The organism is Mesorhizobium sp. USDA 3734, assembly GCF_056279665.1.
The window spans coordinates 682,834-706,813 of the sequence record NZ_JBWCCW010000001.1 but is presented as its reverse complement, the minus strand read 5'-3'; the positions used below and the strand labels follow the sequence as shown (position 1 = coordinate 706,813).

The window sequence follows — 23,980 nt, the reverse complement described above, 5'->3', positions numbered from 1 at the left end:
TGGAATGAGAAAGATCATCGCTGCGACATTCGTCAGCCTCGACGGCGTCATGCAGGCGCCCGGCGGTCCGGAAGAGGATCCAGTGGGCGGCTTCAAGTTCGGCGGCTGGACCTTCCACTATTTTGACGAGGTGGCGGGCGTGGCAATGGATGAACTGTTCTCCAAACCCTTCGACCTGCTGCTTGGCCGAAGAACCTATGACATCTTCGCCGCATACTGGCCGTATCAGAAAGATCCGATCGCAGATGCTTTCAACCCTGCGACCAAATATGTGGCGACGCATCGGCCTGACACCCTCGCCTGGCAGAACACGAAATCGCTTGGGCCTGATATCGTCGCGACATTGCGGCGCCTCAAGCAGGAAGACGGACCTGACCTGCTCATCCAGGGATCGGGCAATCTGATCCAGACCTTGCTCGCCAATGGGCTGATCGACGAGATCCGGCTGATGATCTTCCCGCTGTTGCTGGGCAAGGGCAAGCGGCTGTTCGGCGACGGCGCGATGCCGGCCGCCTTCAGGCTTATCAAGTCGCAGGCCTCCAGCACCGGCGTCATCATGGCGACCTACGAGCGATCAGGCGAGATCAAGACCGGGTCGTTTGCGACAGAGAAGCCGTCCGAGGCCGAACTCGAGCGGCGCAAGAACTGGAAGTAGCAGAACACCTGGTAGGACTGGGGTTTCCCCCATGAATGTGGGGGAAAGGAAACCAAGTTCTGTCAAGCCGCCACCGGCCGCCGTGCGAGCCCGTCGCGTATATGCCGCGCGAATTCCTGCGCCGCCGGGCCGACTCCATGCTTGGGTAGATGCAGGTTGATCGCGAAATTGGGCAGCGGCGGCAGTCCGGATTCAGTTGGCAATATGTCGAGATCGGCCGGCACGGTGGAAGCGAGCCATGTGGTGACGGCGAGGTCGGAACGAACCGTCGCGGTCGTCGCGTCGATGTTGCCGTTTTCGAACACCGTGCGCCATTCCAGCCCATGCTCGCTGAGCGCTGACAGCACCGCCGGCCGGAAGGCGCAGGTGTCGGCGACGATCGACATCGGCAGAGGCCGCTTGGCACGGGCAACACCGCCCTTGGCGCCGACCCAGACCAGCCGGTCGATGGCAAGGCACTCGCCGGCCGACGGACCGACGCGTTCCTCGATCACCGCAAGGTCGATGGTTCCGGCAGCAAGTGCAGCAGTCAGTTCCGGCGACGAGGCGCAGACCAGCGATATCTCGACCTGCGGATAGGTCTCGGCATAGGTCTTCAGCACCGGCGCCAGCAAGGTGCCGACAAGGTCATAAGGCACGCCGAGCCGCACCTGGCCGGCCACCGGTGTCTCAGCCATTTCGGCCCAGATCTCGTCATTGAGGCCAAGCAGCCGCTTGCCCTTGCCGAACAGCCGTTCGCCGGCACGCGTCAACCGCAAGCCGCGCCGGTCGCGCTCGAACAGGCTGGAACCGAGCGCCTCCTCCAGCCGCTTGACCTGCTGGCTGACCGCGCCCTGCGTCAGATGCAGCGCATTGGCAGCCGCCGTCATGCTGGCCTTGTCGGCGACGGTGACGAAGGTGCGGATAAGTGCCATGTCGAGATTTCGGATCATGACTGGCATTATAGAAACTAATGCTGAGCATCACAAACATTGCATTTACTGAAGTTCATGCGCGGCTACGATGGCAGCCCTCCTACGGAGGACGCCGCATGTTCGAGCCCATCATCCCCCTCGTCCTGTTTGCCATCGTTGCCACCACCACGCCCGGCATCGCCACGACCCTGTCGACCGCGTCCGGCGCGCAGTTCGGCTTTCGCCGTTCCGTGCCTTTGCTGATCGGCAGCGCCGCTGGCCTTGCCACCGTGACGGGTGCCGCTGCCGCCGGGCTCGCCGGCCTGCTGCTTGCCGTGCCCTCGCTGCAGCTTGCGATGAAGGTCATCGGCTCGCTCTATCTCGTCTGGTTGGCGATCAAGATCGGTCGCAGCGGACCGCCCAATCTGGATGTGACCATGGCCAGACCGAACAGCTTTCTCGGCGGCGCCGGCATTCAATGGATGAACCCCAAGGGCTGGGCGATGGGGCTGGGCGCCGCGGCCTCGTTCGCGGCCCTGGCCAGCGGGCCGATGCAACTCGCGCTGCTGCTCGGCGCCACCTTCGGCCTCGCGGCCGCCGCCTCGCTGTCGCTTTGGTGCGTGGCCGGCATGCTGCTGGCCCGGCTGCTCAAGACCGAATGGCAATGGCGCGCGCTCAACATCGTGCTGGCACTGGTGCTGGCCGCCTCGATCGTCCCGATGTGGCGGTCGGCGTAATGTCAACCGCCATGCCTTGCTTCAAGCCGCGTAGCGTGCCGCTGGCTTGTCGGCGTGCAGGCTGCCGTAGAAGGCCTGCCGTGCGCCAAGGAAAATGTCGAGCTTGGCAGCGTCGGCAAGTCCCGGCACGGTAACGGCTTCGCCCTTGGCCAGGCCGACAAGTGCGGCATCGACCAGATCGTCGGCCGTCATGATGATTTCCTTCGGAAGCTGGTCGATATCGCTGCCGGCAATTTCCCAGAAATCGGTCCGGGTCGCGCCGGGCAGCACCACCTGCACCTTTACCTGCGTACCCGCGACCTCGCGCTCCAGGGCCTCGGTGAAGTTGACGACATAGGCCTTGGTGCCGCTGTAGATGCCGCCGAACGAGGTGTCGAAGGCAAGCACCGAGGCGATGTTGACGACGGCGCCGCGGTTGCGTGCCAGGAGCCCCGGCAGCACGGCACGGGTCAGGCGGGTCAAGGCGATGACATTGACCTTGATCATGCGCTCGGCCGCGTCGGCGTCGGCTGTCGCCACCACCTGCGCACCGCCAATGCCGGCATTGTTGACCAGCAGCGTCACGCTATCGTCGGCTGATATCGCCTGCTCGACCCGGCGGACGTCATTGTCGTCGGCGAGATCGGCGCTGATCACGCTGACCTTGCGGCCGTAGGCATAACGTAGCTTCTCGGCCAGTTCTTCCAGCCGGTCGGCGCGCCGCGCCACCAGCACCAGATCGTAGCCCTGCCCTGCCAGCCGGTCCGCATAGACCGCGCCGATGCCTGCCGAAGCACCGGTGATGACCGCCGTGCCCTTGTTGCTCTGTCCACTCATTGTCCTGTTCCTTCTTCGACTGATTTGCTTCGTTTCAACCTGGCCGCCGGCACCGCGGGCAGTCGCCCTCGCCTTACCGGCAAAGCCACCAGATTTTTATTAGTGGCATATACCACTAATTGTGAAGTAGGCATATGCCACTATCTTGTCAATGATCGCAACGGGGATTATTTGAGAGGCAGCGGCCGGGCATCATTCGCCGGCGCCAAGGACCCATCATGTCAAAGGATACCCTGCCCGGCCTGACCCTCTGCAACAACGCCATGCTGCGTCGCGCGGCGCGCAAGCTCGGCCAGTTCTATGATGATGTGATGGCTCCTTCGGGCCTTAAGGCCACGCAGCAGGGCCTGCTCTACCAGATCCATATCGGCGACGAGCCGGCGATGGGCGCCATTGCCGCGTCGCTGATCATGGACCTGTCGGCGCTCGGCCATACGCTGAAGCCGCTGATCCGCGACGGCTATGTCGAGACCTTCGCCGACCCGGACGACCGCCGCATCAAGCGCGTGCGGTTGACGCCGCAGGGCCTGGTCAAGCTCGATGAGGCGATGAAGCTGTGGCACGTCGCCCAGCAGCGTTTCGAGGACGTGGCCGGCAAGGGCAAGGCGGAAAGGCTGCGCGCGGCTCTGGATGAGATTGCCGCGCTGGATTTCGATCTGCCGCCGGCCACCTGAGACAGCCGACGGCTTCAGGTCTACTCAGCCGGCATCGCCACAGGCCGAGCCGCCCAGCGGCCAGCCAGCACGATGCCGAGCCCGACGATCGGGAAGGCCGCGGCGATCAGACCGAGATCGGCCGGCGCGCCGTAACGCAGCACCGCACCGCCGACCATCGCGCCCAGCGCCACGCCGAGATACAGCGCCGAACCGTTGAGCGACAGCACGATCGGTGCGGCATCTGGCGCCAGCTTGATGATGCGGCTGGCCTGCGCCGGCGGGAATGCCCAGCCGACGATGCCCCACGGCACCATCATCGCCATCAGCGCCGGCCCGGCAATATGGGGCGGCAGGAAGGTCGGGATGACCGACAGCATGACCAGCATGGCGGCGCTCAGCGCCAGCGACCAGCCGACGGTGCGCGTCGCGCCAAAACGGTCGGCCGCCTGGCCGCCAGCAATGTTGCCTATGACCGCGCCGACACCGAAGGCGAGCAGCATGCCGGGCAGCGCGATCTGGCTGAGCCCCCCGCCCTCGATGGCGAGCGGCGCGACATAGGCAAAGACGGTGAAGGCGCCGGTCAGCGCCAGCAATGTGGTCACAAGGATCGGCATCACGCCAGGGCGCATGGCAGCCGCCAGCCTGCGCTTCAGCGGCAGCTTGGTGCCGACGATGCCGCGCGGCAGCCGGTACCACAGAATGGCGCCGGCGAGCGCGCCAAGACCGGCGATGGCATAGAAGGTACCGCGCCAGCCGGCGAAGGCCGCGACAAGGGCGCCGAGCGGCGCGCCGACGGCAACGGCCACCGTGGTGCCGCCGACGACGACGGCAATGGCGCGCGCCCGGTGGTGATCATCGACCAGCGCCACCGCGGTGCCCTGCGCGGTCGCGGCGAACAGGCCCGACGACAGCGCCATGACGATGCGCGCGATCAGCAGCAACTCGAAGGAGGAACTCAGGGCGGCGGCAATGTTGCCGAGCACGAAGAACACCAGCGTCCACAGGATGACGCGGCGCCGATCCCATTCGCCGGTCAGCGTCGCCAGGATCGGCGTGCCGACCGCGTAGGCGAGCGCGAAGGCGGTGATCAGCGTGCCGGCCAGCGGAATGGAAATGCCGGCGTCCGCCGCGATGTCGGGCAGAAGGCTGGAGATGACGAAGCCTTCGGTCGAGATCGTGAACGATCCGAGCGCAAGCCAGAAGAGGCGCTTGTCCATGGGGTGGTGTCCTTAGTTCAAAAGTTATTGAACAATTGGACATAACAGGGCATGATGTCAATGAAGCCAAGGGAAAATAGCGGAACCCTCCTGACAGCCCTGTGTCAGCACGGTCGGCCAGCACGCTCACGAAGCGGAGAAACAGTGTGTACGGGCACAGAAGGACGCATGCGTTGAAATCGGCCCCGACTGTGCTTAGTTTCGAGCCATGACCTTGCCACACCCCAATACCGACCAGATCAGCCTGCCAATCGTGCTCGGCGTGCTCGGCGACCCGACCCGGCTCGCCATCGTGCGCTATCTCGCCAGCAAGCAAGGCGTGCCGCTGAATTGCAGCCAGTTCCTCGATCTCGGCTCGAAGACCAATCTGAGCTACCATCTCGCCAAACTGCGCGAGGCCGGCGTCACCCGCGCCGAAGTCGTCGGTACCAACCGGATGATCACGCTGCGCCGCGCCGATCTCGACGCCCGCTTCCCCGGCCTGCTCGACAGCGTCATCGCCGCCGCCGGCGACGATCCGGCACTGCCGGCGGTCGGCGGCCACGATATCGAGGTATCGGCATAACAGAACTTGGGTTCCCTCCCTCACGGAGTGGGAGAGAGGAAAGCTGCCTCACACCGGAGCCTCCCGAAAAATGCGCATCGCTGTCCTAGCCGATATCCACGGCAACGTCCTGGCGCTGGACGCCGTGCTTGAGGATTTGCGCCAGCGCGGCGGCGCCGATCTGACCGTCAATCTCGGCGACAGCGTTTCCGGCCCGCTGTGGCCGCGCGAGACGTTTGCGCGGTTGGAGGCGCTCAACCTGCCGACGGTGCGCGGCAACCACGACCGCCGCGTCGCCGCCGACCCGGCCGACGAGACCATGTGGGCCTCCGATATCTATGCGCAGGAGCGGCTGACCGAGGCACAGCGCCAGGTGCTTTTCACCCAGCCGCTGACGCTGGAGATCGCCCCCGGCGTGATCGCTTTCCACGCCCGCCCCGACCACGACGAGAAATATCTGCTCGATACGATCGTCAACGGCCAGTTGGTGCGCGCGCCGCTGGCGGCGATCCGGCGCCGGCTGAAGCCGCTCGACCCCGCCTGTCGCATCGCGCTGTGCGGCCACAGCCACCGTGCGGAACTGATCCGCATCCCCGATGGTCCCATCATCTTCAACCCGGGCAGCATCGGCTGCCCGGCCTATGACGATTCGACGCCGCCGGCCCATGTCTCCGAACAGGGCTCGCCGCATGCGCGCTATGGCATCGTCACCGTGGGTGGTGGCGACCGGCCCGACCGCTTCGAGGCCATCGCCGTCGACTACGACCATGAGGCCGCGGCCAGACAGGCCGAACAAGCGGGCCGGCCGGAATGGGCCCACGGGCTCAGGACCGGATTCATGTCAGGCTGAGCTGGCACAGGCGAAACGGCGGTCGAATTTTCGGACTTACATGGCGGCGCGTCGTCCCTTATAAAACCGGCCGGGCATGCGGCGGGCTCGATCCGTCGCTGCATGGTGTCTTTGAGTATCCGCGCACGGCCAAATGATGAGGCGCACAGTTACGCTCCGAACAACCCTGCATGCGCTGATTGCCGCTCCGCTGCTGATGGCGGCATGGCCTGCTGTTGCCCCCGCCATGGCCGAAGAAGATCTCGTCATCTCCATCGTCACCGGCCTGGCGCCGGACGATCTTCTCAAGGTCCGCACCGCCGCATCGCCGGTCGCCAAGGTCGAGACGCGGCTGACCAGCGGCGACAGGGTCACCAACCTCGGCTGCAACGACATCAATGGCTACAAATGGTGCAAGGTCGAGAGCACGGGCAAGGAGAAGCTGAGCGGATGGGCGCCGGCGCGCTACCTCATCCCGCTCAATCCGGCCCCCTATGTCGAAGGCGAGCCAAGACCGGTCGATGCGCCGGCCATTGCCTTCACGGGGAGCGGCAATGAAGCCGACCAGGCATCGGCGAACGGCACGGTGACCGACGGCGCGGATATCCCGTCCCAGCCTCCAGCCGCATCGCCGCCCGATCTGACCGCGCGGCTTGGCGGCGCCGATCCGGGAACCGAAAGCACGCCGAAATCCGCCACCGACATCGGCCGCGCCGCCATGCAGGATGCCTACCGTCTGGCACTGGCGACGACTGATGCCACGCCCGGTTCCGCCCCCGGCGCCGGCGAGATTCCCTGCGCCCGCTATGTCGGCGAGCCTATGACGCGTTGCGCGATCAGTGTCGTGCGCAAGGACAGCGACAGCGTAGACGTCACGGTCACCTGGCCCGATGGCGGCACGCGCGTCATTTCGTTCCGAGCCGGCCAGCCGGCCAGCTCCGACTCTGACGGCAATTTCCACTTTACTCGCGAAGGCAGCCTCAACATGATCCGCGTCGGCGAGGCCGAGCGTTTCGAGATCACGGATGCCGTTGCGTTCGGGAACTAGAACTCAGAGAACAGTAGGACAGTATGTGAATCGCCCGGAGTGTCTCCACCCTACTGCCCTACTGCCCTACTGCCCTACTGCCCTACTGCCCTACTACTGCCCTACTGCCTAATCCCTCATTTTCGGGGTTACATCCGCCAAAACTCTTCCCTATAAGGCCCTCCTAGCCTGATACCAGAATCGCGAGCACAACCGGCCGGGTCTTCCCGTCCCGGTTTTTTGTGCAAGCCGCCCGCCAAACGGACCTATGACATGCCAAGACGCACTGACATCAAGTCGATCCTGATCATCGGGGCCGGCCCCATCGTCATCGGCCAGGCCTGCGAGTTCGACTATTCCGGCACCCAGGCCTGCAAGGCGCTGAAGGAAGAGGGCTTCCGCGTCATCCTGGTCAATTCCAACCCGGCCACCATCATGACCGACCCGGAACTGGCCGACGCCACCTACATCGAGCCGATCACGCCTGAGGTCGTCGCCAAGATCATCGCCAAGGAGCGGCCCGACGCGCTGCTGCCGACCATGGGCGGCCAGACCGCGCTGAACACCGCTTTGTCGCTGCGCCGCATGGGCGTGCTCGAGCGCTACAATGTCGAGATGATCGGCGCCGACGCCACAGCCATCGACAAGGCCGAGGACCGCGCGCTGTTTCGCGAGGCGATGAAGAAGATCGGCCTGGAAACACCGAAGTCGATGCTGGCCAACGCCACCGACGTCAAGAACACCGACCGCAAGACGCATGAGGCCGAGCGCGCCGCCGTCAAGGCCGAGGCGCCTGCCGATCTCGACGCCGCGCTCGACGCGCTGGAAACCCGCTGGAATCTCGGCGAAGGCGACCGCAAACAGCGCTACATCAGCCATGGCATGGCGATCGCCGCCCAGGCGCTCGACCATGTCGGCCTGCCGGCCATCATCCGCCCGTCCTTCACCATGGGCGGCACCGGCGGCGGCATCGCCTACAACCGCGCCGAATTCTACGAGATCGTCCAGTCCGGCCTCGACGCCTCGCCGACCACCGAAGTGCTGATCGAGGAGAGCGTGCTCGGCTGGAAGGAGTATGAGATGGAGGTCGTCCGCGACAAGGCGGACAATTGCATCATCGTCTGCTCGATCGAGAACATCGACCCGATGGGCGTGCACACCGGCGACTCGATCACCGTCGCCCCTGCTCTGACGCTCACCGACAAAGAATACCAGATGATGCGCAACGCCTCGATCGCGGTGCTGCGCGAGATCGGCGTCGAGACCGGCGGCTCCAACGTCCAGTTCGCCGTCAACCCGGCCGATGGCCGCCTGGTCGTCATCGAGATGAACCCGCGCGTCTCGCGCTCATCTGCCTTGGCTTCGAAGGCGACCGGTTTCCCGATCGCCAAGATCGCCGCAAAGCTCGCCGTCGGCTACACGCTGGACGAGTTGGAGAACGACATCACCGGCGGCGCCACGCCTGCCTCCTTCGAGCCGTCGATCGACTACGTCGTCACCAAGATCCCGCGCTTTGCGTTTGAAAAGTTCCCCGGCGCCGAGCCGGTGCTGACCACCGCCATGAAGTCGGTCGGCGAAGTCATGGCCATCGGCCGCACTTTTCAGGAATCGCTGCAGAAAGCCTTGCGTGGGCTGGAAACCGGCCTCACCGGCCTCGACGAGATCGAGATCCCCGGCCTTGGCTACGGCGCCGCCAACCATGCCGACGACCGCAACGCCATCCGCGCTGCACTCGGCACGCCGACGCCCGACCGGCTGCGCATGGTGGCGCAGGCGATCCGCATGGGCACCTCGCTGGAAGACGTGCACGCCATGTGCAAGATCGACCCGTGGTTCCTCGAACAGATCGCCGGCATCGTCGCCATGGAAGCCCGCATCCGCGAGCACGGCATCCCTGAGGACGCCGTCAATCTGCGCATGCTGAAGGCCATGGGTTTTTCGGACGCCCGCCTCGCCTCGCTGACGAAGACCGACATCGAAGTGATCCAGAAGGCGCGCGAAAAGCTCGACGTCCATCCGGTCTACAAGCGCATCGACACCTGTGCGGCCGAGTTCGCCTCGCCGACCGCCTACATGTACTCGACCTATGAAGTGCCGTTTGCCGGCAGCCTCGCCAACGAGGCACAGGTCTCGTCGCGCAAGAAGGTCGTCATCCTCGGCGGCGGCCCGAACCGCATCGGCCAGGGCATCGAGTTCGACTATTGCTGCTGCCATGCGGCCTTTGCGCTGCGCGATGCCGGCTATGAAGCGATCATGATCAACTGCAACCCGGAAACCGTGTCGACCGACTACGACACCTCCGACCGGCTCTATTTCGAGCCGCTGACGGCCGAGGACGTGCTGGAGATCCTGCGCGCCGAACAGGCGTCGGGCGAGCTGGTCGGCGTCATCGTCCAGTTCGGCGGCCAGACGCCGCTGAAGCTGGCCGACGCGCTGGAGAAGGCCGGCATCCCGATCCTCGGCACCTCGCCCGACATGATCGATCTGGCCGAAGACCGCGACCGCTTTCAGAAGCTGCTGCACAAGCTCGGCCTCAGCCAGCCGAAGAACGGCATCGCCTATTCGGTCGAGCAGGCCCGCCTCGTTGCCGGCGAGCTCGGTTTCCCCTTGGTGGTGCGCCCGTCCTATGTGCTGGGCGGCCGCGCCATGCAGATCATCCATGACGAGGGCATGCTGCAATCCTACCTGCTCGACACCGTGCCCGGCCTGGTGCCGGAGGACATCAAGCAGAAATACCCCAACGACAAGACCGGCCAGATCAACACGCTGCTGGGCAAGAACCCGCTGCTGTTCGACACCTATCTGTCAGGCGCCATCGAGGTCGATGTCGACTGTCTCTGCGACGGCAAGTCGACCTTCGTCTCCGGCATTCTCGAGCACATCGAGGAGGCCGGCATCCATTCGGGCGACAGTGCCTGCTCGCTGCCGGTGCACTCGCTGCCTTCGGAGCTGGTCGACGAGCTGGAGCGCCAGACGGCGGCACTTGCCCGCGCGCTCAATGTCGGCGGGCTGATGAACGTGCAGTACGCGATCAAGGACGGCACGGTCTATGTCCTGGAGGTCAACCCGCGTGCGTCGCGCACGGTGCCCTTCGTCGCCAAGACCATCGGGCGGCCCATTGCGAAAATCGCCGCCCGCATCATGGCCGGCGAGAGCCTGGAAGACGCCTTCGCCCATTATGGCGCCATGCCCGACCCGAGGAACCCCGGCCACATCGCGGTCAAGGAAGCCGTGTTCCCCTTCGCCCGCTTCCCCGGCGTCGACATATTGCTCGGCCCGGAGATGCGCTCGACCGGCGAGGTCATGGGCCTCGACCGCGATTTTGCCCTCGCCTTCGCCAAGAGCCAATTGGGGGCAGGTGTTGATCTCCCCCGCGCGGGCACGCTGTTCGTTTCGGTGCGCGACGAGGACAAGAAGGGCATCCTGCCGGCGGTCAAGCGCCTCGCCGGCCTCGGCTTCAAGGTGCTGGCCACCTCAGGCACCCAGCGTTTCCTCGCCGAAAACGGCGTCGACGCGCAAAAGATCAACAAGGTGCTGGAAGGCCGCCCGCACATCGAAGACGCCATCCGCAACCGCCAGGTGCAGATCGTCTTCAACACGACGGACGGCCAGAAGGCGGTGTCGGACTCGAAGTCACTGCGGCGGGCGACGCTGATGCAGAAGGTGCCGTATTACACGACGCTGTCGGGGGCGGCCGCGGTGGCGGAGGCGATTGCTGCACTGAAGGCGGGAAGCCTCGAGGTGAGGCCGCTGCAGGAGTATTTTGCGTAGGCAGCGATACAATGATTGCGGTTTAGTCCGTCACCTTAGTGTGGAGTCGATACCGACACACCGAACCTCGATGGCACCGCTGCTATTGTCTAGCAAGGTTCCGGCAATTCCCGAAAGCCGGGTGATCAAGGTATTGAATGAAAGCTTCTCACGGGTTTCCTGATCGATCCAGCTCCTAGAGCTATGCTTTGTGACAATCAATATCCCTTGCCGACGCGTTTCCGGTTTAAGGTAGTCCTCTGCCAATTGCGACCGAAGAGCGTTTTCCAGATCCCGGATCGACCATTGTTTATCACCGTGCTTGACTTCTATCGCCACCTCGCACTGGGCACTTGTTGAGGCAACAACAATGTCCGGACGGTCGCGCTTCGCCACCTCTGCCTCGCGATAGACATGGAATCGACCCTTAGCCCGAGACACCATTTGTTCAGCAAGCCAATTTCTGGCCTCGTCTTCATCCTTGGCACGCTGCAGAAGCGAGCGTGATGATACATCGCCCTTTTCGAGATGAAAAATTATGTCAGTGAGGACCGCCACAACGATCTTCAGCAAATCCGTGCCGGTTTTCGCTGGCGTTGTATGCCGACGTTCAAATGACAAGACTTCTGCGCTAGTCCAGGCCGGGAATTCAGTGTCCTTTTCTGCTTTTGAATGGGCAAGTTCATTGAACCGTTCGAGAAAATCAGCGAGTGCCGGGTCGTGAGCCAAGCGCCGTACAGCCCTGTAGGCGTCTGCCCCAGGCCTTTCAAGAAGCTGAGAAAGGATCGTACTCCGTGCAGCTTCGGCATCGTCACGACCATCGGGTGTGAACGAACCGAAGTGCTTTCTATCGTCCTGCGAGCGAATGTGTTGGTAAATGAAAAGCAGAAGACGCTCCAGGCCGCTAACGTCTAGGTTGGACAGGCCGGAAAGAGCTAGAGAAGCCCGCCGTCCATTGAATAGCGACGAAATGATATCAGCAAATCTGGTAGCGCCGGGCGCTGGGTTGTCTTTGCCAATCCACTCGAACAGCTTTTCCAAAGCCAATTCGGCATCAAGTAGGAATAGGATGGCAAGATTCCGCACCGCAAAATCGTCGCTTCCCTTTTTCATGTAGTCCACGAATCTAGAGCGGACGATATTTCGCAACCGGAAACGATCCTTGTCCACAAGTTGCAGTTTGCGGACGATCTCAAGCCCCTTCTCTAGCGTGTAGGGCAACCCAGCTTCACTCGATACAAACATATCGAACAGCAATTTCTGAAGAGGCTGAGATAGAGTGAAGTCTGATGATCCATAGTAGTAGAGGAAATCTGGGTGACCGGATTCCTTTTCCTTCCATTCGAGTGCGAGCTCACGGCGCACAGTTGGAAGCGAAATTTGGGGGTAAAGGAGGGTCAATCGATCAAGCCATTCCGGATAGCCTTCGCCTGCAAAGGCCGCGTGCTGAACGGCAATAGCAACCTCTTCGTCGCGAAGTTGATCTGGCCAGCCGGGAACCTCGTTGCTCTCGATACCTATACCCGCAAAGGCGAGTATGTGGGTCCATTTGCGCGTCACCATTCCTCCAGACTTCCTCACGGGGCGCAACGGTTTGACCTCCCGCCAAAGAGCCATCATGCCATCGCGATAGGCCTCTGCGACTTCCCTGCCGAATCCCTCCTCAAGAAGACGCCACTCTCGCGGAGCAATGTGCTCGGAGGCGCCGGTTTTTTGTGCTAGCCAGTGCGTTAGCTCCTTCAAACGAAATATTCCTGCGCCCCATGAGCGGAGATTGGCCGGCGCCTTTAGTATTTCGGGATTGGTTTGTAAAAATGCCGAGAACTCGATCCAGGAATTTATGTCTTTGGCCCTTTGCTCCTCACGCTCTTTCTTTAGCTTTTCATCCTCCAGACGCCACCGTTTGCGCTCTTCGTTCTCTGGGGGTGGCGAAAGATAACTCGCTAAGTCGGCTTCAAGAGCAGGAACCTCGTTGACCAGCGCCTTCAAACGATTCCGCTCCTCGTCAACGCGACCAGCGCTGGTCAAAACACGGAGTAATTCTCCTAGCGCCATGCGCCGATTATCGATTTCTCGCTGAGTTGTTACGTCATCCGCCAGCCACTCGATGTCGGTTTCGTCCGCTCGCCAGAACATCTCACCGTGCGAGAAATATATTTGCCAAGGATGGACTATTGGCTTCTCCGATGCTGGAGCGTTTTCCCGCCTTTCGGCAACATCCGCCCACATCAGTGCTCGTTTAAGTCGAGGATTCTGCGCGACCACGTCACGTAACGAGGGCTCATCTTCCTCGGAAGTGTAATGTCTTTCGGCTCGCTCGACTGTCATCAGGATGCGCACAAGACTGTCGTCTGGCTCCCCGCGTCCCATCGCTTGAATTTCTGCCCTAGCAATCGGTCGCATGTGATCGGCTAGATAGCCGAAGCGGCTTGACACACGCTGATAGCTTTGGAGAAAGGGCTGAGAAAGACAAAGGTCGGCTAGACCCGCGGATAGTTTCCTTCGATCAGCGGGATTACGGGCGGCTTGGTAAAGCCACTTGATTTCATAGGCAAAACCTTCCGTCGAGTTCGGGCGAGGTGGTTTTGCTGTCGCTATCAAAGTGAGCAACGCGTCAGTCGTGAGATAATTCGGATAGAGGATGCCAGCTGCCTTGGCCGCCAAATACGCAGAGATTTCGCCAGCTTTGCTGATGATGGCGCGTGTGGCCTCCATGAGGCTCTGCTTGTCGTCGCATTCCACCAACGCTTGTAGGGCGACAACACGATGGTAGTCATTTTTGTCGGCATCTCCGACAACGGCACGTGCAATCCCCAGACACCCTTTGATTGCGCCATCCCTAATTAGGCGCAACAGAATGAAGTGGAACTCATCGCGATTATTCGCGACCCACGCCTGAGTAATCTCCTCGGCCAGCCTTTCATCGGCAAACATCGCCAAATTGCGAGCATCGAGACTCGTGTCGTAAATTTCACCCTTGGCATGCTTCGCCGCAAAGATAGCGAGCATGCGCTTACGCGTTTCGATCGGCAGGGATCGCGGATCGCCCTCTTGAAGCAGCACAAGGGGTTCACGTCGGACCAATTCATCGCAAATGTCGGTGTGCCAAAGTGAAAGCCAAGCCGCCGCTGGTCGAAGCGATGGAACGACAGTGGAGACACCATACCGGTCAACAAAAATCAGGTCCCAAATCTCCGATTTGGGGCAATTTTGCGCAAGCAATCGCTCGAACCATTTTGCTGTCAGATATTCTTGCGTTGAGCGATGATGGAAGCGGATGCGTCCAAATGTGGCTGGCGCGAACACTCCGCGACGCAACAGAGCGTTTCGCTCGGCATCGTTCCAATCATCAAGCACAAAGCCGGGGTCGATGGCGCATACCGTGAGGCTCGGATCAGCCTCACTGCCCGGCGCCCGTAACGTAAACGACTTCCCTAATGTGAGAACCGCTGCAAGGCGCTCGGCACCGGCCCTCGCTTTCGCGAGTGAAAGCGTATTGTTGTCAGCGCGATGGACATCACTTTCGCTGAGCTTGCGACCAATCCCGAACTCAACCATGGTGCTGAGAGAGCCAAATGCGCTGTGCTCATTCCAGTAGCTAGCAAGTTCCAAGACATCGCCGGGCCTCTGCCGGAATGCCTCAAGGCCCGCTTTTTGAATTCCAGAGGCAAAGGCACCAATATCCGATACGCCAGCCGCCGCCGCCAATTTATTGCTTTGCTCGCTATCTAAGGGGACAATTTGTATTACAAGAAGCTCATGTGGCTCTGGTGTGCTTGACCGTTCAGACCTATTCGTTTTTTCTTCCTTGTTGAAAATCGGGCCTAGCAAACCCTCTCGTTGGTTTTCGTCTCTAGCTGGCACTGCCGTTTGCCATGATGGCAGCCACTCCATTATGGCGCGCCGATCGTCAGCTTGTTTCCAGTCACTCACGCGGCATGAGACAAAGATATACGCTCGCTCCAGCGCCGTTCCAGCTTCGCGCGCGAACCGTCTTAGCGCACTTTCGAAGCTCTTACGGTTGAGACGCGCTTCATCAATCGAGTCGAGAAAAAACCAACCGTTGGTCGCGCCAGTCTTCCAAGCCTCAAATGCGGCTGCGTCTTTCGGACCCAGTGCCGCTTCGAAGCCTTGGTCCGCCAGTTCTTCAATTCGAAGAAAAAATGCCGGGCGGCCCTCGGCGACTATTGCCTTGGCTTGATGTTTGAACTCCTCCGATTTTCCACTGGATGCTTCTGCGAGCAGCACTACTCGCCGATGTTGCCGGAGCTCATTCCAGTCCAGCCAACCATCAATTTTCGGTCCCCAAATCTTGCCGATGTCGGGATCAAGCTCTTGATCCTTTCGAACTTGGGAAAACCAGCGATGGAGGTCTACATAATCCATGAGGCAAACTTGTACAGATTCGGACAAAGCCAGCCAGCCTAAGAGGCCGCTAGGCGCTCGGTTGGCGTTCCGCCGCCAACGATAACGAGAGTGCCCTCACGCCACCGCCACACACTCGATCTCGATATCAAACTCCATCGGCCACGAAGCCACCGGCACAAAACTCCGCGCCGGCGGGTTCACGCTGAAGTACTTGGCATAAACCCGGTTAATCGCGTTGTAGAAGCCGGAATTGACGGCGTAGATGCGCACCATCACCACATTGTCCAGCGAAGTGCCCGCCGCCTCCAGGCAGTGTTTCAGCGCCTTCAGCGACGCCTCGGTCTGCGTTTCGATGTCGCCGCGCACCATCTCGCCGGTCACCATGTCCACCGGCGGCGTCGCCGAGATGAACACGAAGCCGTTGGCCTTCACCGCTGTCGAACAGGGCAGGCCGAGCGCCCGCACCTTGGCCGACATGACCGGCACTTCGATGATTTCCTTCTTCATGGCAATTCTCCCTGAGTTTGCAGGGAGCTTATCCCGGCACTGGCGGAACGCCAGCACCGACACATGGTCCAGGGCTCACCCCTGCCCCGGATAAGGCGTGCCATCCTTGTGCAGGAACCGCCCATCCGAACTCGGGCTCATCATGTCGATGTCGGAGCAAGTGATGACATCGTCCTGAAAGCGCGAGCCGACCTCCAGATAGAGCGCTGTCGCGGCGGACCGGTTGATCAGGTGATGGCCATTGCCGCTGTTCCTGGCAAACGTCGCGCAGTCGCCGGCCCTGAGCAGCGTCTCGCCGCCGTCCTCGACGAGCGTCAGTTCGCCTTCCAGCAGATAGACGAACTCGTCCTCATGGCTGTGCCAGTGGCGCTGGCTCGACCAGCCGCCCGGCGGCAATGTCATGAGGTTGACGCCGAAATCGGTGAGGCCGCCGGCATCGCCCAGGCGGCGACGCGTGCGTGTGGCGCAAGGGGCATCGAAGGGCGCAGGGTAGCCGGAGCCCTTGCGGACGGGCACGGATGAGAGGTCGATCTTGGGCATGGGTTCTCCCTCGATTTGATGGTGGCAGTCTAATTCAGGGAAGGCGCAGGCACAGAGCCACCTTGCGGTGCTTGGTTTGCCAGGCTGTTGCAATCGCCGGAGGTCGGCCGAAGCGCCCCAGCTTCGTTATCCACGGGCGGAGCAAGGAGCGTAGCGACGCGGCGCAGACCCGTGGATGACGACGGGAGAGGTGGCTCAGCCAGTCTGGGCATGCCCGGTCTCACCATCGAACCCCTAATGCACCGCCGCCACATCCCTCAAACGCTTCTCATGCATCTTCAGCGTCGGCAGCGTCTTCTTGGCGAACTCCTTCAGCGCCGGGTCGTCGCCCGACTGCGCGTAGGTGGAAAACATCGCCACCGCCTGCTTGTGCGCCTCGGTCTGCAAGATGATGTACTTGGCCTGGAAGGCCTCGCCGTCCAGCGCCTTGAGCTGGTCCAGCATCGCTTGGTCCTTCGGCAGCAGCGGCGGGCCTTCCGGCGTCACCGACGCAGTGGTCTGGCTCCTCTCCAGCGCTGCCTTGAAGTCCTGGCGCGGCCGCGATGTGGTCCTTGACCATTAGCGCGGCGAATTCCCCGACGTCGGCGGCGACAGCCTTGGTCTCAGCCAGCTTGCTGCTCTCGATCTCGAAGCGGTTGGCGCTGGCCAGCGTCTTCGAGAAGGTCTCGGTGTCGACCTTGCTCTCCGAACCCACCGGCAGGCCGGCAGGCGCCGCCTGTTGTGCGAAAGTCGCGGGCGCGCCGGCCAGAAGGGCCAGCGTGGCAATGGCGAGATGGCGTTTCATCTGGATCTCTCCGTGTTGGGTCCTCGCAGGCCCAACGTGGAAGATGCGGCGAGGTTGCGTTGTCTCCCTTGCGGCGCATGAGGCCGCAAGGGAGAACGCTGGCCCTAGGATTGCAACGTCACTTCGCCCTCGTCCTCACCGTCCCAATAATGCGCCCGCGTGGCTTCGACCTTGATCATCGCCAGGCCCGGCGTGTCGGTGCCTTGCTCGAACCACTCGTCGATGTCCTCATTCCAGTGCTCTTCGAACGCGGCCTTGTCGCGGATGATCTCGCCCTTGCCTTCGACGGCGACCCAGAAGCCGTCATCGCCCTGGAAAGCCAGCGACACATTGGCGTCGCGTTCGATGTCTTCCACCACCTTCGACTTGTCCCAGGTGAAGTAGTAGGAGGAACCGTCATATTCGACGTCCTGGTTGTTGCTCATCGGCCGCCCGGCAATGGTGCCGTTCTCGGCGTGGGTCGACAGCATGGCAACGTCGATGTCGCGCATCCTCTCGGCAATCTCGGCAAGGGTTTTGTCGGTCATGGCATGCTCCTTTGGCAGGTGTTGGCAGAGCAATTTCAGGAAAAGTGTGAAACGGTTTTCCGTCCGGAAATTGCGTCAAAACAAAGAGATAGAGCGGACCGGCGTTTCAAGGAAACGATGGCCCGCTCTGGCAACGTCCGACCTCGGCTTTGGTTCTGACAGAATCGTCCGATCGCGTCAGTGGCAACACCCCGCCCCGTACTGCAGCTGCTCGTTCCAGTTCGGCCGGCCTTCCGGCGTGAAATCCATCAAATTCCACAGCGTCTCGCAGGTGCCGATGCCGCGCGGATCCTGGCCGGGTTCCGTTGGCGCGAAATCCAGCTCTGACGACCAGAAATGGCGGATGCCGTCGGCGTCGCGATGAAACACCGACAGCAGCGGGATCTGCGCGCCGTCAGCATCCTCGGCATTGTAGTCGCGCTTGAAACTGTTGCCGCCCGACGACACCAGCCGCATGTTGCGCCAGCCTCTGTCGCGGCCGAGCGTGACCAGGTTTTCGAGCGCGGTCTTGCCCACCACCGCGAAATTGAAGCCGGCGGCTTCGAGATGGCCGACCGCGCCGTCGAACTGGTCGAGCAGCGCCGTGCAGGACGGGCATGGCTGGTCCGGCCGGGCGAGCTTCGCCGTGCCGCCGCTGGTCGCCACCTCGCGCGTCTCCTGCGGATGGCGCGGGAACATCATGTTATAGAGGATGAGCGAGTCCTTGCCCGGTGCGAACAGCTCCGACAGTTTGACCTTGGCGGGCCTTCCATCGGTGTGCTGCGCATCGAACTCATAATCCTGGCGGATCAGCCCGCCCGGCGGCAACGCGCGGCGCGCGACGGCGACCTCTTCCATGACGCGGCGCAACTCGATTTCCTTGCGCAGCAGTTTTTCGCGCGCGGTGCGGTATCTGGCGGATTCATTGGGGAAGGTGATCATGGTCGGCTCCTTCAAGTCGCGGCGCCGGCGTCCCGGCGCGGTTGCTCTGCGACCCAAGGACGTTTCGCGACGATCGATTCCGACATTTTTGCACGCGCGGGCCGCGAGGCGGCATGCCTCCCCCAGAGCGTCGGAGAACGTTACTCCGCCGCCGGCACCGGACAGTCCAGGACACCTTCCTCGCAATGCAGATAGTCCTGCAAATCCTTCAGCCTAAGGTTGGTAAGCCCCGCCTGGCAATTGGCGACCACCATCGGACGGACGCTGCCGGCGGTTTCGGGCGGGCCGCCCTGGAAATTGCATTCGGCGTCGCGGAAAGTGACCCAGGCGCGCTGCGCATCGACCAGCAGCTTCTTCGACCCCACATTGTCCTTCAGCCGGCCCTCGATCTGCTTGTAGGCCTCGTTGAGCTTCTTGTCGGCTGCGTCGAAATCCTTGCCGGCGCATTGGTCCATGGTCGCCTGGTCCTGCGCATTGGCGCAATCGTCGGCGGCTTTCGCGGGGCTCATAAAGAGCGGGGCGGCAAGCATCAGGGTGGCAAGACTGGAGAGCAGAAGCCGCATCATGTTTCCTCCGGTTCTGGCAAAGCCCCACGCAGGCGAAGCTTAGCAACCGGATGAGTGCAGGCAAGGTGCGACCTGCCGGCTTGGTGGACGGTTTCTTTCTGAATTCCTCGGATGTGGAACCCGTCCGGCTTTCCCGCATTCTCACCGCGGGTTAAAGCCTGTGCTGCTGGGGGAAAAATGCACGACGAAGAGATCAACTTGCGCTGCCCGCAAGTGGTGGCCGACAATGCCGCCAAGGGCCTCAGGCTGCGCGGAGAATTCGGCCGTGGCGGCACCGAGATCGGCGTGGCCCGCGCCACCGTACTGAAGAACCGGCAAAAGCTCGCCCCCTCCACCATCCGCCGCATGGTCAGTTACTTCGCCCGCCACGAGGTCGACAAGCGCGGCAGGAACTACGGCAATGAGGAAAACCCGTCGGCCGGCTACATCGCCTGGCTGCTGTGGGGCGGCGACGAAGGCCGCGCCTGGGCGCTGGAGCTCAAGAAGAGAATCGGCAACGCACCGGATATCTAGACAGAGGGTCGCGCAAGAAGGCGGGTTCCGAAACCCGCCGCCCCGGAACCCGCCATGGAGGAGCTGACGCAAGCCGGTGCAGCCTCCTCCTGTGCCCAACCAATCGACGATCCCGGTCGGCTGGAATGGTGTGGTGACGCCGCGTTAGCATTGGCCGGCGGCCGCCTATGTGAAGCGGTTCACAATGCGCTGGAAAAACCCGCTGGCGCCAATCGGCATGGAGCGACAGAGCTGATAACTTGGCCGACCGCTCCTCACCCCTTGACCCCGCCTGCGGTGAGGCCGGAGACGATCTTGCGCTGGAAGATCAGGACCAGCACCACCAGCGGCACCGTGACGATCACCGAGGCGGCCATGATGTTGCCCCATGGGATTTCGAACTGCGAGTTGCCGGAGAGCAGCGCGATCGCCACCGGCACGGTCCGCTGTGCGTTGTTGGAGGTGAAGGTCAGGGCAAACAGGAACTCGTTCCACGCGCCGATGAAGGCCAGCAGGCCGGTGGTCGCCAGCGCCGGCCACATCAGCGGCAGGAAGACCCGCGTGATGATGATCCACGGCGTCGCGCCGTCGAGGATCGCCGCCTCCTCGACCTCGATCGGCAGGTCGCGGACGAAGGTGGTGAGCACCCAGACGGTGAACGGCAAGGTGAAGATCATGTAGGAAAAGATCAGCGCGAACAGCGAATTGTAGAGGCCGAACATGCGGACCAGCTCGAACAGCCCGGCCAGCAGCGCCACCTGCGGGAACATCGACACCGACAGGATGGTGAACAGCAGGGCCGAGCGGCCGCGGAATCGAATACGCGCCAGCGCATAGGCTGATGTGACGCCGAGCAACAGCGACAGTGCGACGACCGCGCCCGAGACGAAGAGCGAGTTCAGCAAGTTGCGCACGAAGTTGCCTTCGGTCAGCACATTCCGGTAGTTGGCGAGACTGATCGTCGTCGGCCACAGGTCGGCCCGGAACAGATCGGTCCCCGATTTCAGGCTGGTGGCGATGGCGTAGTAGAACGGGAACACCGCGACGAAGACGATCCCCCCGACCAGCAGGTAAAAGGCCGTGCGCTTCACGATCCACATGTCAGCGGCCTCCGTCCAGGCTTATCCGGCCGATCCGGATGGTGACGATGGTGAGCAAAGCGAGGATCAGGAAGAGCAGGGTCGAGGCGGCGGAGCCATAGGCGAACTTGTCGAACTCGAACAGGTTCTCGCGGGCGAACACCGACATCGACTTGGTGTGTACATTGTTGGGCGTCAGCACATAGATCAGGTCGAAGATGCGCAGTGCATCGAGCGCGCGGAAGATCACAGCCACCATCACCGCCGGGCGGATGAGCGGCAAGGTCACCCGCCAGAAGATCTGCCAGGGGTTGGCGCCGTCGAGCCTGGCGACCTCGATGATCTCCCTCGGCATCATCTGCAGCGCGGCCAGGATGAGAAGCGTCATGAATGGTGTCGCCTTCCAGATATCGACGACGAGGACCGCCGCCATCGCCGTGTCGGCGTTGGCCGTCCAGGCGATCTTGCCGCTGATCAGGCCGAGGTTGAGCAGCACCACATTGATGATGCCGAACTGGTCGTTGAGCATCCACTGCCACATCTTCGCCGAGACGATCGTCGGAATGGCCCAGGGGATCAGGATCGCCGCCCTGACGATGCCGCGACCGGCGAACTTGGCATTGAGAACCAGGGCAACGATCATGCCGAGGATGGTCTCGCAGGTCACAGAGATCACCGCGAAACGCAGCGTGTTCCAGACGGCACGCCACCAGACCGGGTCGACGAGCAGACCATCGTAGAGGATGCGGCCGCTCGGCATGTGCATCACAGAGAAATAATTGGCGAAGCCGACCCATTGGCGCGCGTCGAGGTCGGCCAGCGAGGCGTCGGTGAAGCTGAAATAGACCGTGCGCAGAAGCGGCCAGCCGGCCGCCCCGGCGAGCACCAGAAGCATTGGCGCCAGGAAAAGCCACGCAGAGCGAACGCGCTGTGCCGTCAACGGCGAGTGCGCAGCCCTGGCTGTTTCAGGTACCGGTTCAATTCTTGTCATCTCGCACCCGCTCCTTGCGGTCCCGCCGGGCGGATGCCCCGGCATCGTCGCGTCACCAGCCTCGGCCCTTCAGCTTGGTGAGCATCGCTTCGAGGTCGGCCAGATTGTCGGCGGCAGTACCGTCGCCCGAGAGTGTGTTGTGAACGGCGTTCCAGAACTGGCTCGACGCCTCGTTGTACTTGATCCTGGTCGCGGCCGAGGGACGCGGCACCGCATTGAGAAAGATCTGCTTCCAGCGCGGAACAATCGGCTGTTCCCTGGCGATGTCGGCATCGTCATACAGCGCCTGGATGGTCGGCAGGTTGGACGTCTTCAGCGTGCGGTATTTCTGCATCGTGGGCGAGGCGATGAACTTGACCAGCTCGATCGCGGCATCCGGATGCTTCGAGTATTTGGAGACGGCGAGGTTCCAGCCGCCCAGGGTTGCGACCGGTCGGGCGCCCTCGCCCGTGCCGGCCGGCAGCGGTGCCACGTCGAATTTGCCCTTGATCGGCGATCCCTGGCCGTTGCCGAGCGCATAGGCATAGGGCCAGTTGCGCATGAACACCGCATTGCCGGTCTGCCACACGCCGCGCGACTCCTCTTCCTGGTAGGCAAGCACGCCGGGCGGTGCGATGGTCCCGACCCAGCCCTTGACCATATCGAGCATCGCCGCCGCTTTTGGGTTGTTGATGGAGATGGAGCCGTCCGGCTCGATGATCTGGCCGCCGCCATTCGACATCACCCATTCGAGCGCGTCGCAGGTCAGCCCCTCATAGGCATTGCCCTGGAAGACGAAGCCCCAGATATCTGGGTTGCCGGCCGCACGCTCCTTGTCCATGACCAGCTTGGCGGTGTCTGCCAGTTCCTTCCAGGTGGCCGGCACCTTGGCGCCGTATTTGTCGAGGAGATCCTTGCGGTAGTAGAGCGCCGGCGCATCCGTGAAGATCGGCAAGGCGACGAGCTTGCCATTGACGGTCTGCGACTGGATGATCGACGGGAAATGCTCAGCTACGATGTCCTTGGTCGCCGCGGTCAGATCCACGAGCTGGCTGGCGAGCTGCGGCGCCCAGATCACGTCCGTCTGGTAGACGTCGATGTCGCTGTTTCCGGCGGCAAGCCAAAGCCGGTACTGGCCGAACTGATCGGTGCCGGACGTCGGCATGACGACGATGCTGACCTTGTTGCCGCTGTCTTTCTCGTAACGGTCGAGGATCTCGCGCAGCACCTTGATGCCGTCGCCGGTATCGCCCGACACGATCGACAGCTCGACGGCCCGCACCGGCGTGCCAACCAGCATGGCGGCGACGCCGAGCGCCAGGAATGCGTGAAAAAGCTTCATGGTGGAGGATGTCCCTCTGCGGCCGGCGACGGAAACCTCCCACGCGCCGGCAGCTTGTCAGACCCCACCTTCCATTGAATGCGAAGCGGCGCTTTGGGTTCCCAAATCACGCGGCTGGAACTGCCCTAGAGACTGTTTCGAAATTCGCTCTGGCGAGTCATATGGTGGTGGTTTCGAGAACCGTAGCGCAGCGGACATCTGGTCCGTGAGCAACGGAAGCGCAGAAAACGCCATCAGATGGCCGCCAGAGTAGAATTTCCAACAGTCTCTTAGCCTTCCCAGGCGACAGGCATCATCCCCAGCCGCTCGTAGAGCCGGACGGCGGCGGGATTCTCGACCGTGTTGGTCTTGAGGTCGACATGGTCGGCGCCGCGTTCGCGAAAAACGGCAAAGGCGTGCCACATCAGCGCCTCGGCAATTCCCTTGCCGCGCGCCTCGGGATGAACGGCGAGGTCCTTGACGAAGGCGCGGGTCCAGCACAGAGCCGCCGCCGCCAGCCGGCCCTTGGCGTCGATGACGAGGAAGCACAGTGCCGGGTCGAATTCGGGATCATCCGCGACACGCGGCCACCACTCGTCGAACGGGCCATCGGCGCCGTCGTCGAACACCTCGGTCAACAGCGCATGCAGGGGCAACGCATCACCGGGCTCGAAGCTACGCATGACAAAGCCGTCCGGCCAATGCGGCGGTACTAGCGTCTCGTCGAGAATCTTGCGCAGTCGGATGTCGTTGAGAGCCGGCGGGCGCGGTTCAGGCATCG

At 62.5% G+C, this 23,980-nt stretch carries 22 protein-coding genes and 1 pseudogene; 8 read left to right on the top strand and 15 right to left on the bottom strand.

Features of this window, described 5'->3' with window-relative positions; genetic code table 11:
- Positions 1-4: 4 nt before the first annotated feature.
- On the top strand, positions 5-655 hold the full coding sequence (locus ACZ89F_RS03505; protein WP_476090416.1) for a dihydrofolate reductase family protein: 651 nt from the start codon (positions 5-7) through the stop codon (positions 653-655).
- A gap of 62 nt (positions 656-717) precedes the next feature.
- On the opposite strand, the gene ACZ89F_RS03500 is transcribed toward ACZ89F_RS03505, so the two are convergent.
- The gene (locus tag ACZ89F_RS03500; RefSeq protein ID WP_476090415.1) at positions 718-1,587 is read right to left on the bottom strand and encodes a LysR family transcriptional regulator; all 870 of its coding nucleotides are present in this window, start codon (positions 1,585-1,587) and stop codon (positions 718-720) included.
- A 98-nt stretch (positions 1,588-1,685) separates the two neighbouring features.
- Here ACZ89F_RS03500 and ACZ89F_RS03495 point away from each other — a divergent pair, with 98 nt between their 5' ends.
- Positions 1,686-2,285: a LysE family translocator gene (locus ACZ89F_RS03495; RefSeq protein WP_476090414.1), complete on the top strand. Its 600-nt coding sequence runs from the start codon at positions 1,686-1,688 to the stop codon at positions 2,283-2,285.
- Between the two features lie 21 nt (positions 2,286-2,306).
- Here ACZ89F_RS03495 and ACZ89F_RS03490 read toward each other — a convergent pair whose 3' ends face one another.
- Positions 2,307-3,101: an SDR family NAD(P)-dependent oxidoreductase gene (locus tag ACZ89F_RS03490; RefSeq protein WP_476090413.1), complete on the bottom strand. Its 795-nt coding sequence runs from the start codon at positions 3,099-3,101 to the stop codon at positions 2,307-2,309.
- A 218-nt stretch (positions 3,102-3,319) separates the two neighbouring features.
- Between ACZ89F_RS03490 and ACZ89F_RS03485 the strand changes: the two genes are divergently transcribed.
- Positions 3,320-3,775 (top strand): MarR family winged helix-turn-helix transcriptional regulator, encoded by a 456-nt coding sequence (locus ACZ89F_RS03485; protein WP_476090412.1) that lies wholly within the window; start codon positions 3,320-3,322, stop codon positions 3,773-3,775.
- 20 nt (positions 3,776-3,795) lie between these two features.
- On the opposite strand, the gene ACZ89F_RS03480 is transcribed toward ACZ89F_RS03485, so the two are convergent.
- A complete protein-coding gene (locus ACZ89F_RS03480) occupies positions 3,796-4,974 on the bottom strand; it encodes an MFS transporter (protein ID WP_476090411.1) in 1,179 nt (392 codons plus the stop codon).
- Positions 4,975-5,182: 208 nt separating this feature from the next.
- On the opposite strand from ACZ89F_RS03480, the gene ACZ89F_RS03475 reads away from it, so the two are divergent.
- The 4 genes from ACZ89F_RS03475 to carB all read left to right on the top strand — a co-directional run bounded on the left by ACZ89F_RS03475 (position 5,183) and on the right by carB (position 11,145).
- Entirely contained in the window at positions 5,183-5,539 is a 357-nt protein-coding gene (locus ACZ89F_RS03475) for an ArsR/SmtB family transcription factor (RefSeq protein ID WP_476090410.1), read from the top strand.
- Positions 5,540-5,609: 70 nt separating this feature from the next.
- Positions 5,610-6,368: a metallophosphoesterase family protein gene (locus ACZ89F_RS03470; RefSeq protein ID WP_476090409.1), complete on the top strand. Its 759-nt coding sequence runs from the start codon at positions 5,610-5,612 to the stop codon at positions 6,366-6,368.
- Between the two features lie 133 nt (positions 6,369-6,501).
- Positions 6,502-7,395, top strand: coding sequence for an SH3 domain-containing protein (locus ACZ89F_RS03465; protein WP_476090408.1), 894 nt, complete (start codon positions 6,502-6,504; stop codon positions 7,393-7,395).
- A 252-nt stretch (positions 7,396-7,647) separates the two neighbouring features.
- Positions 7,648-11,145, top strand: a complete 3,498-nt coding sequence (gene carB, locus ACZ89F_RS03460) for a carbamoyl-phosphate synthase large subunit (protein ID WP_476090407.1) — start codon at positions 7,648-7,650, stop codon at positions 11,143-11,145.
- A 30-nt stretch (positions 11,146-11,175) separates the two neighbouring features.
- Here carB and ACZ89F_RS03455 read toward each other — a convergent pair whose 3' ends face one another.
- From ACZ89F_RS03455 to ACZ89F_RS03420, 8 genes and pseudogenes are all read right to left on the bottom strand, one after another.
- Positions 11,176-15,510, bottom strand: a complete 4,335-nt coding sequence (locus ACZ89F_RS03455) for an NACHT domain-containing protein (protein WP_476090406.1) — start codon at positions 15,508-15,510, stop codon at positions 11,176-11,178.
- A 96-nt stretch (positions 15,511-15,606) separates the two neighbouring features.
- Positions 15,607-15,999: a RidA family protein gene (locus ACZ89F_RS03450; protein ID WP_476090405.1), complete on the bottom strand. Its 393-nt coding sequence runs from the start codon at positions 15,997-15,999 to the stop codon at positions 15,607-15,609.
- Positions 16,000-16,074: 75 nt separating this feature from the next.
- Positions 16,075-16,539, bottom strand: coding sequence for a cupin domain-containing protein (locus ACZ89F_RS03445; protein ID WP_476090404.1), 465 nt, complete (start codon positions 16,537-16,539; stop codon positions 16,075-16,077).
- Between the two features lie 234 nt (positions 16,540-16,773).
- A complete protein-coding gene (locus tag ACZ89F_RS03440; RefSeq protein WP_476090403.1) occupies positions 16,774-17,025 on the bottom strand; it encodes a DUF4142 domain-containing protein in 252 nt (83 codons plus the stop codon).
- A 115-nt stretch (positions 17,026-17,140) separates the two neighbouring features.
- Positions 17,141-17,323, bottom strand: a pseudogene (locus ACZ89F_RS03435) (DUF4142 domain-containing protein); the annotation flags it as partial.
- 104 nt (positions 17,324-17,427) lie between these two features.
- A complete protein-coding gene (locus tag ACZ89F_RS03430) occupies positions 17,428-17,850 on the bottom strand; it encodes a pyridoxamine 5'-phosphate oxidase family protein (RefSeq protein ID WP_476090402.1) in 423 nt (140 codons plus the stop codon).
- Between the two features lie 177 nt (positions 17,851-18,027).
- Complete coding sequence (locus ACZ89F_RS03425) at positions 18,028-18,771, bottom strand: DUF899 family protein (protein WP_476090401.1); 744 nt, start codon at positions 18,769-18,771, stop codon at positions 18,028-18,030.
- 140 nt (positions 18,772-18,911) lie between these two features.
- Complete coding sequence (locus tag ACZ89F_RS03420) at positions 18,912-19,337, bottom strand: lysozyme inhibitor LprI family protein (protein WP_476090400.1); 426 nt, start codon at positions 19,335-19,337, stop codon at positions 18,912-18,914.
- A gap of 177 nt (positions 19,338-19,514) precedes the next feature.
- Here ACZ89F_RS03420 and ACZ89F_RS03415 point away from each other — a divergent pair, with 177 nt between their 5' ends.
- On the top strand, positions 19,515-19,850 hold the full coding sequence (locus ACZ89F_RS03415) for a hypothetical protein (RefSeq protein ID WP_476090399.1): 336 nt from the start codon (positions 19,515-19,517) through the stop codon (positions 19,848-19,850).
- Between the two features lie 254 nt (positions 19,851-20,104).
- Here ACZ89F_RS03415 and ACZ89F_RS03410 read toward each other — a convergent pair whose 3' ends face one another.
- The 4 genes from ACZ89F_RS03410 to ACZ89F_RS03395 all read right to left on the bottom strand — a co-directional run bounded on the left by ACZ89F_RS03410 (position 20,105) and on the right by ACZ89F_RS03395 (position 23,978).
- Entirely contained in the window at positions 20,105-20,929 is an 825-nt protein-coding gene (locus tag ACZ89F_RS03410; RefSeq protein ID WP_476090398.1) for a carbohydrate ABC transporter permease, read from the bottom strand.
- A 1-nt stretch (position 20,930) separates the two neighbouring features.
- Positions 20,931-21,899 carry a carbohydrate ABC transporter permease gene (locus ACZ89F_RS03405; protein WP_476090397.1) on the bottom strand — a complete coding sequence of 323 codons (969 nt, stop codon included), beginning with the start codon at positions 21,897-21,899 and terminating at the stop codon, positions 20,931-20,933.
- Between the two features lie 52 nt (positions 21,900-21,951).
- Positions 21,952-23,220, bottom strand: a complete 1,269-nt coding sequence (locus tag ACZ89F_RS03400; RefSeq protein ID WP_476090396.1) for an ABC transporter substrate-binding protein — start codon at positions 23,218-23,220, stop codon at positions 21,952-21,954.
- 269 nt (positions 23,221-23,489) lie between these two features.
- Complete coding sequence (locus tag ACZ89F_RS03395) at positions 23,490-23,978, bottom strand: GNAT family N-acetyltransferase (protein ID WP_476090395.1); 489 nt, start codon at positions 23,976-23,978, stop codon at positions 23,490-23,492.
- Positions 23,979-23,980 lie beyond the last annotated feature (2 nt).

Bases quoted from the DNA above. Each gene is read 5' to 3' on its own strand.
- ACZ89F_RS03420 (WP_476090400.1), bottom strand. From the start codon at position 19,337: ATGATGCGGCTTCTGCTCTCCAGTCTTGCCACCCTGATGCTTGCCGCC.
- ACZ89F_RS03430 (WP_476090402.1), bottom strand. From the start codon at position 17,850: ATGACCGACAAAACCCTTGCCGAGATTGCCGAGAGGATGCGCGACATC.
- ACZ89F_RS03465 (WP_476090408.1), top strand. From the start codon at position 6,502: ATGATGAGGCGCACAGTTACGCTCCGAACAACCCTGCATGCGCTGATT.
- ACZ89F_RS03455 (WP_476090406.1), bottom strand. From the start codon at position 15,510: ATGGATTATGTAGACCTCCATCGCTGGTTTTCCCAAGTTCGAAAGGAT.
- ACZ89F_RS03495 (WP_476090414.1), top strand. From the start codon at position 1,686: ATGTTCGAGCCCATCATCCCCCTCGTCCTGTTTGCCATCGTTGCCACC.
- ACZ89F_RS03470 (WP_476090409.1), top strand. From the start codon at position 5,610: ATGCGCATCGCTGTCCTAGCCGATATCCACGGCAACGTCCTGGCGCTG.
- ACZ89F_RS03395 (WP_476090395.1), bottom strand. From the start codon at position 23,978: ATGCCTGAACCGCGCCCGCCGGCTCTCAACGACATCCGACTGCGCAAG.
- ACZ89F_RS03490 (WP_476090413.1), bottom strand. From the start codon at position 3,101: ATGAGTGGACAGAGCAACAAGGGCACGGCGGTCATCACCGGTGCTTCG.
- ACZ89F_RS03500 (WP_476090415.1), bottom strand. From the start codon at position 1,587: ATGATCCGAAATCTCGACATGGCACTTATCCGCACCTTCGTCACCGTC.
- ACZ89F_RS03505 (WP_476090416.1), top strand. From the start codon at position 5: ATGAGAAAGATCATCGCTGCGACATTCGTCAGCCTCGACGGCGTCATG.
- ACZ89F_RS03475 (WP_476090410.1), top strand. From the start codon at position 5,183: ATGACCTTGCCACACCCCAATACCGACCAGATCAGCCTGCCAATCGTG.
- ACZ89F_RS03400 (WP_476090396.1), bottom strand. From the start codon at position 23,220: ATGAAGCTTTTTCACGCATTCCTGGCGCTCGGCGTCGCCGCCATGCTG.
- ACZ89F_RS03445 (WP_476090404.1), bottom strand. From the start codon at position 16,539: ATGCCCAAGATCGACCTCTCATCCGTGCCCGTCCGCAAGGGCTCCGGC.
- ACZ89F_RS03405 (WP_476090397.1), bottom strand. From the start codon at position 21,899: ATGACAAGAATTGAACCGGTACCTGAAACAGCCAGGGCTGCGCACTCG.
- ACZ89F_RS03425 (WP_476090401.1), bottom strand. From the start codon at position 18,771: ATGATCACCTTCCCCAATGAATCCGCCAGATACCGCACCGCGCGCGAA.
- ACZ89F_RS03450 (WP_476090405.1), bottom strand. From the start codon at position 15,999: ATGAAGAAGGAAATCATCGAAGTGCCGGTCATGTCGGCCAAGGTGCGG.
- ACZ89F_RS03410 (WP_476090398.1), bottom strand. From the start codon at position 20,929: ATGTGGATCGTGAAGCGCACGGCCTTTTACCTGCTGGTCGGGGGGATC.
- ACZ89F_RS03415 (WP_476090399.1), top strand. From the start codon at position 19,515: ATGCACGACGAAGAGATCAACTTGCGCTGCCCGCAAGTGGTGGCCGAC.
- ACZ89F_RS03480 (WP_476090411.1), bottom strand. From the start codon at position 4,974: ATGGACAAGCGCCTCTTCTGGCTTGCGCTCGGATCGTTCACGATCTCG.
- carB (WP_476090407.1), top strand. From the start codon at position 7,648: ATGCCAAGACGCACTGACATCAAGTCGATCCTGATCATCGGGGCCGGC.
- ACZ89F_RS03485 (WP_476090412.1), top strand. From the start codon at position 3,320: ATGTCAAAGGATACCCTGCCCGGCCTGACCCTCTGCAACAACGCCATG.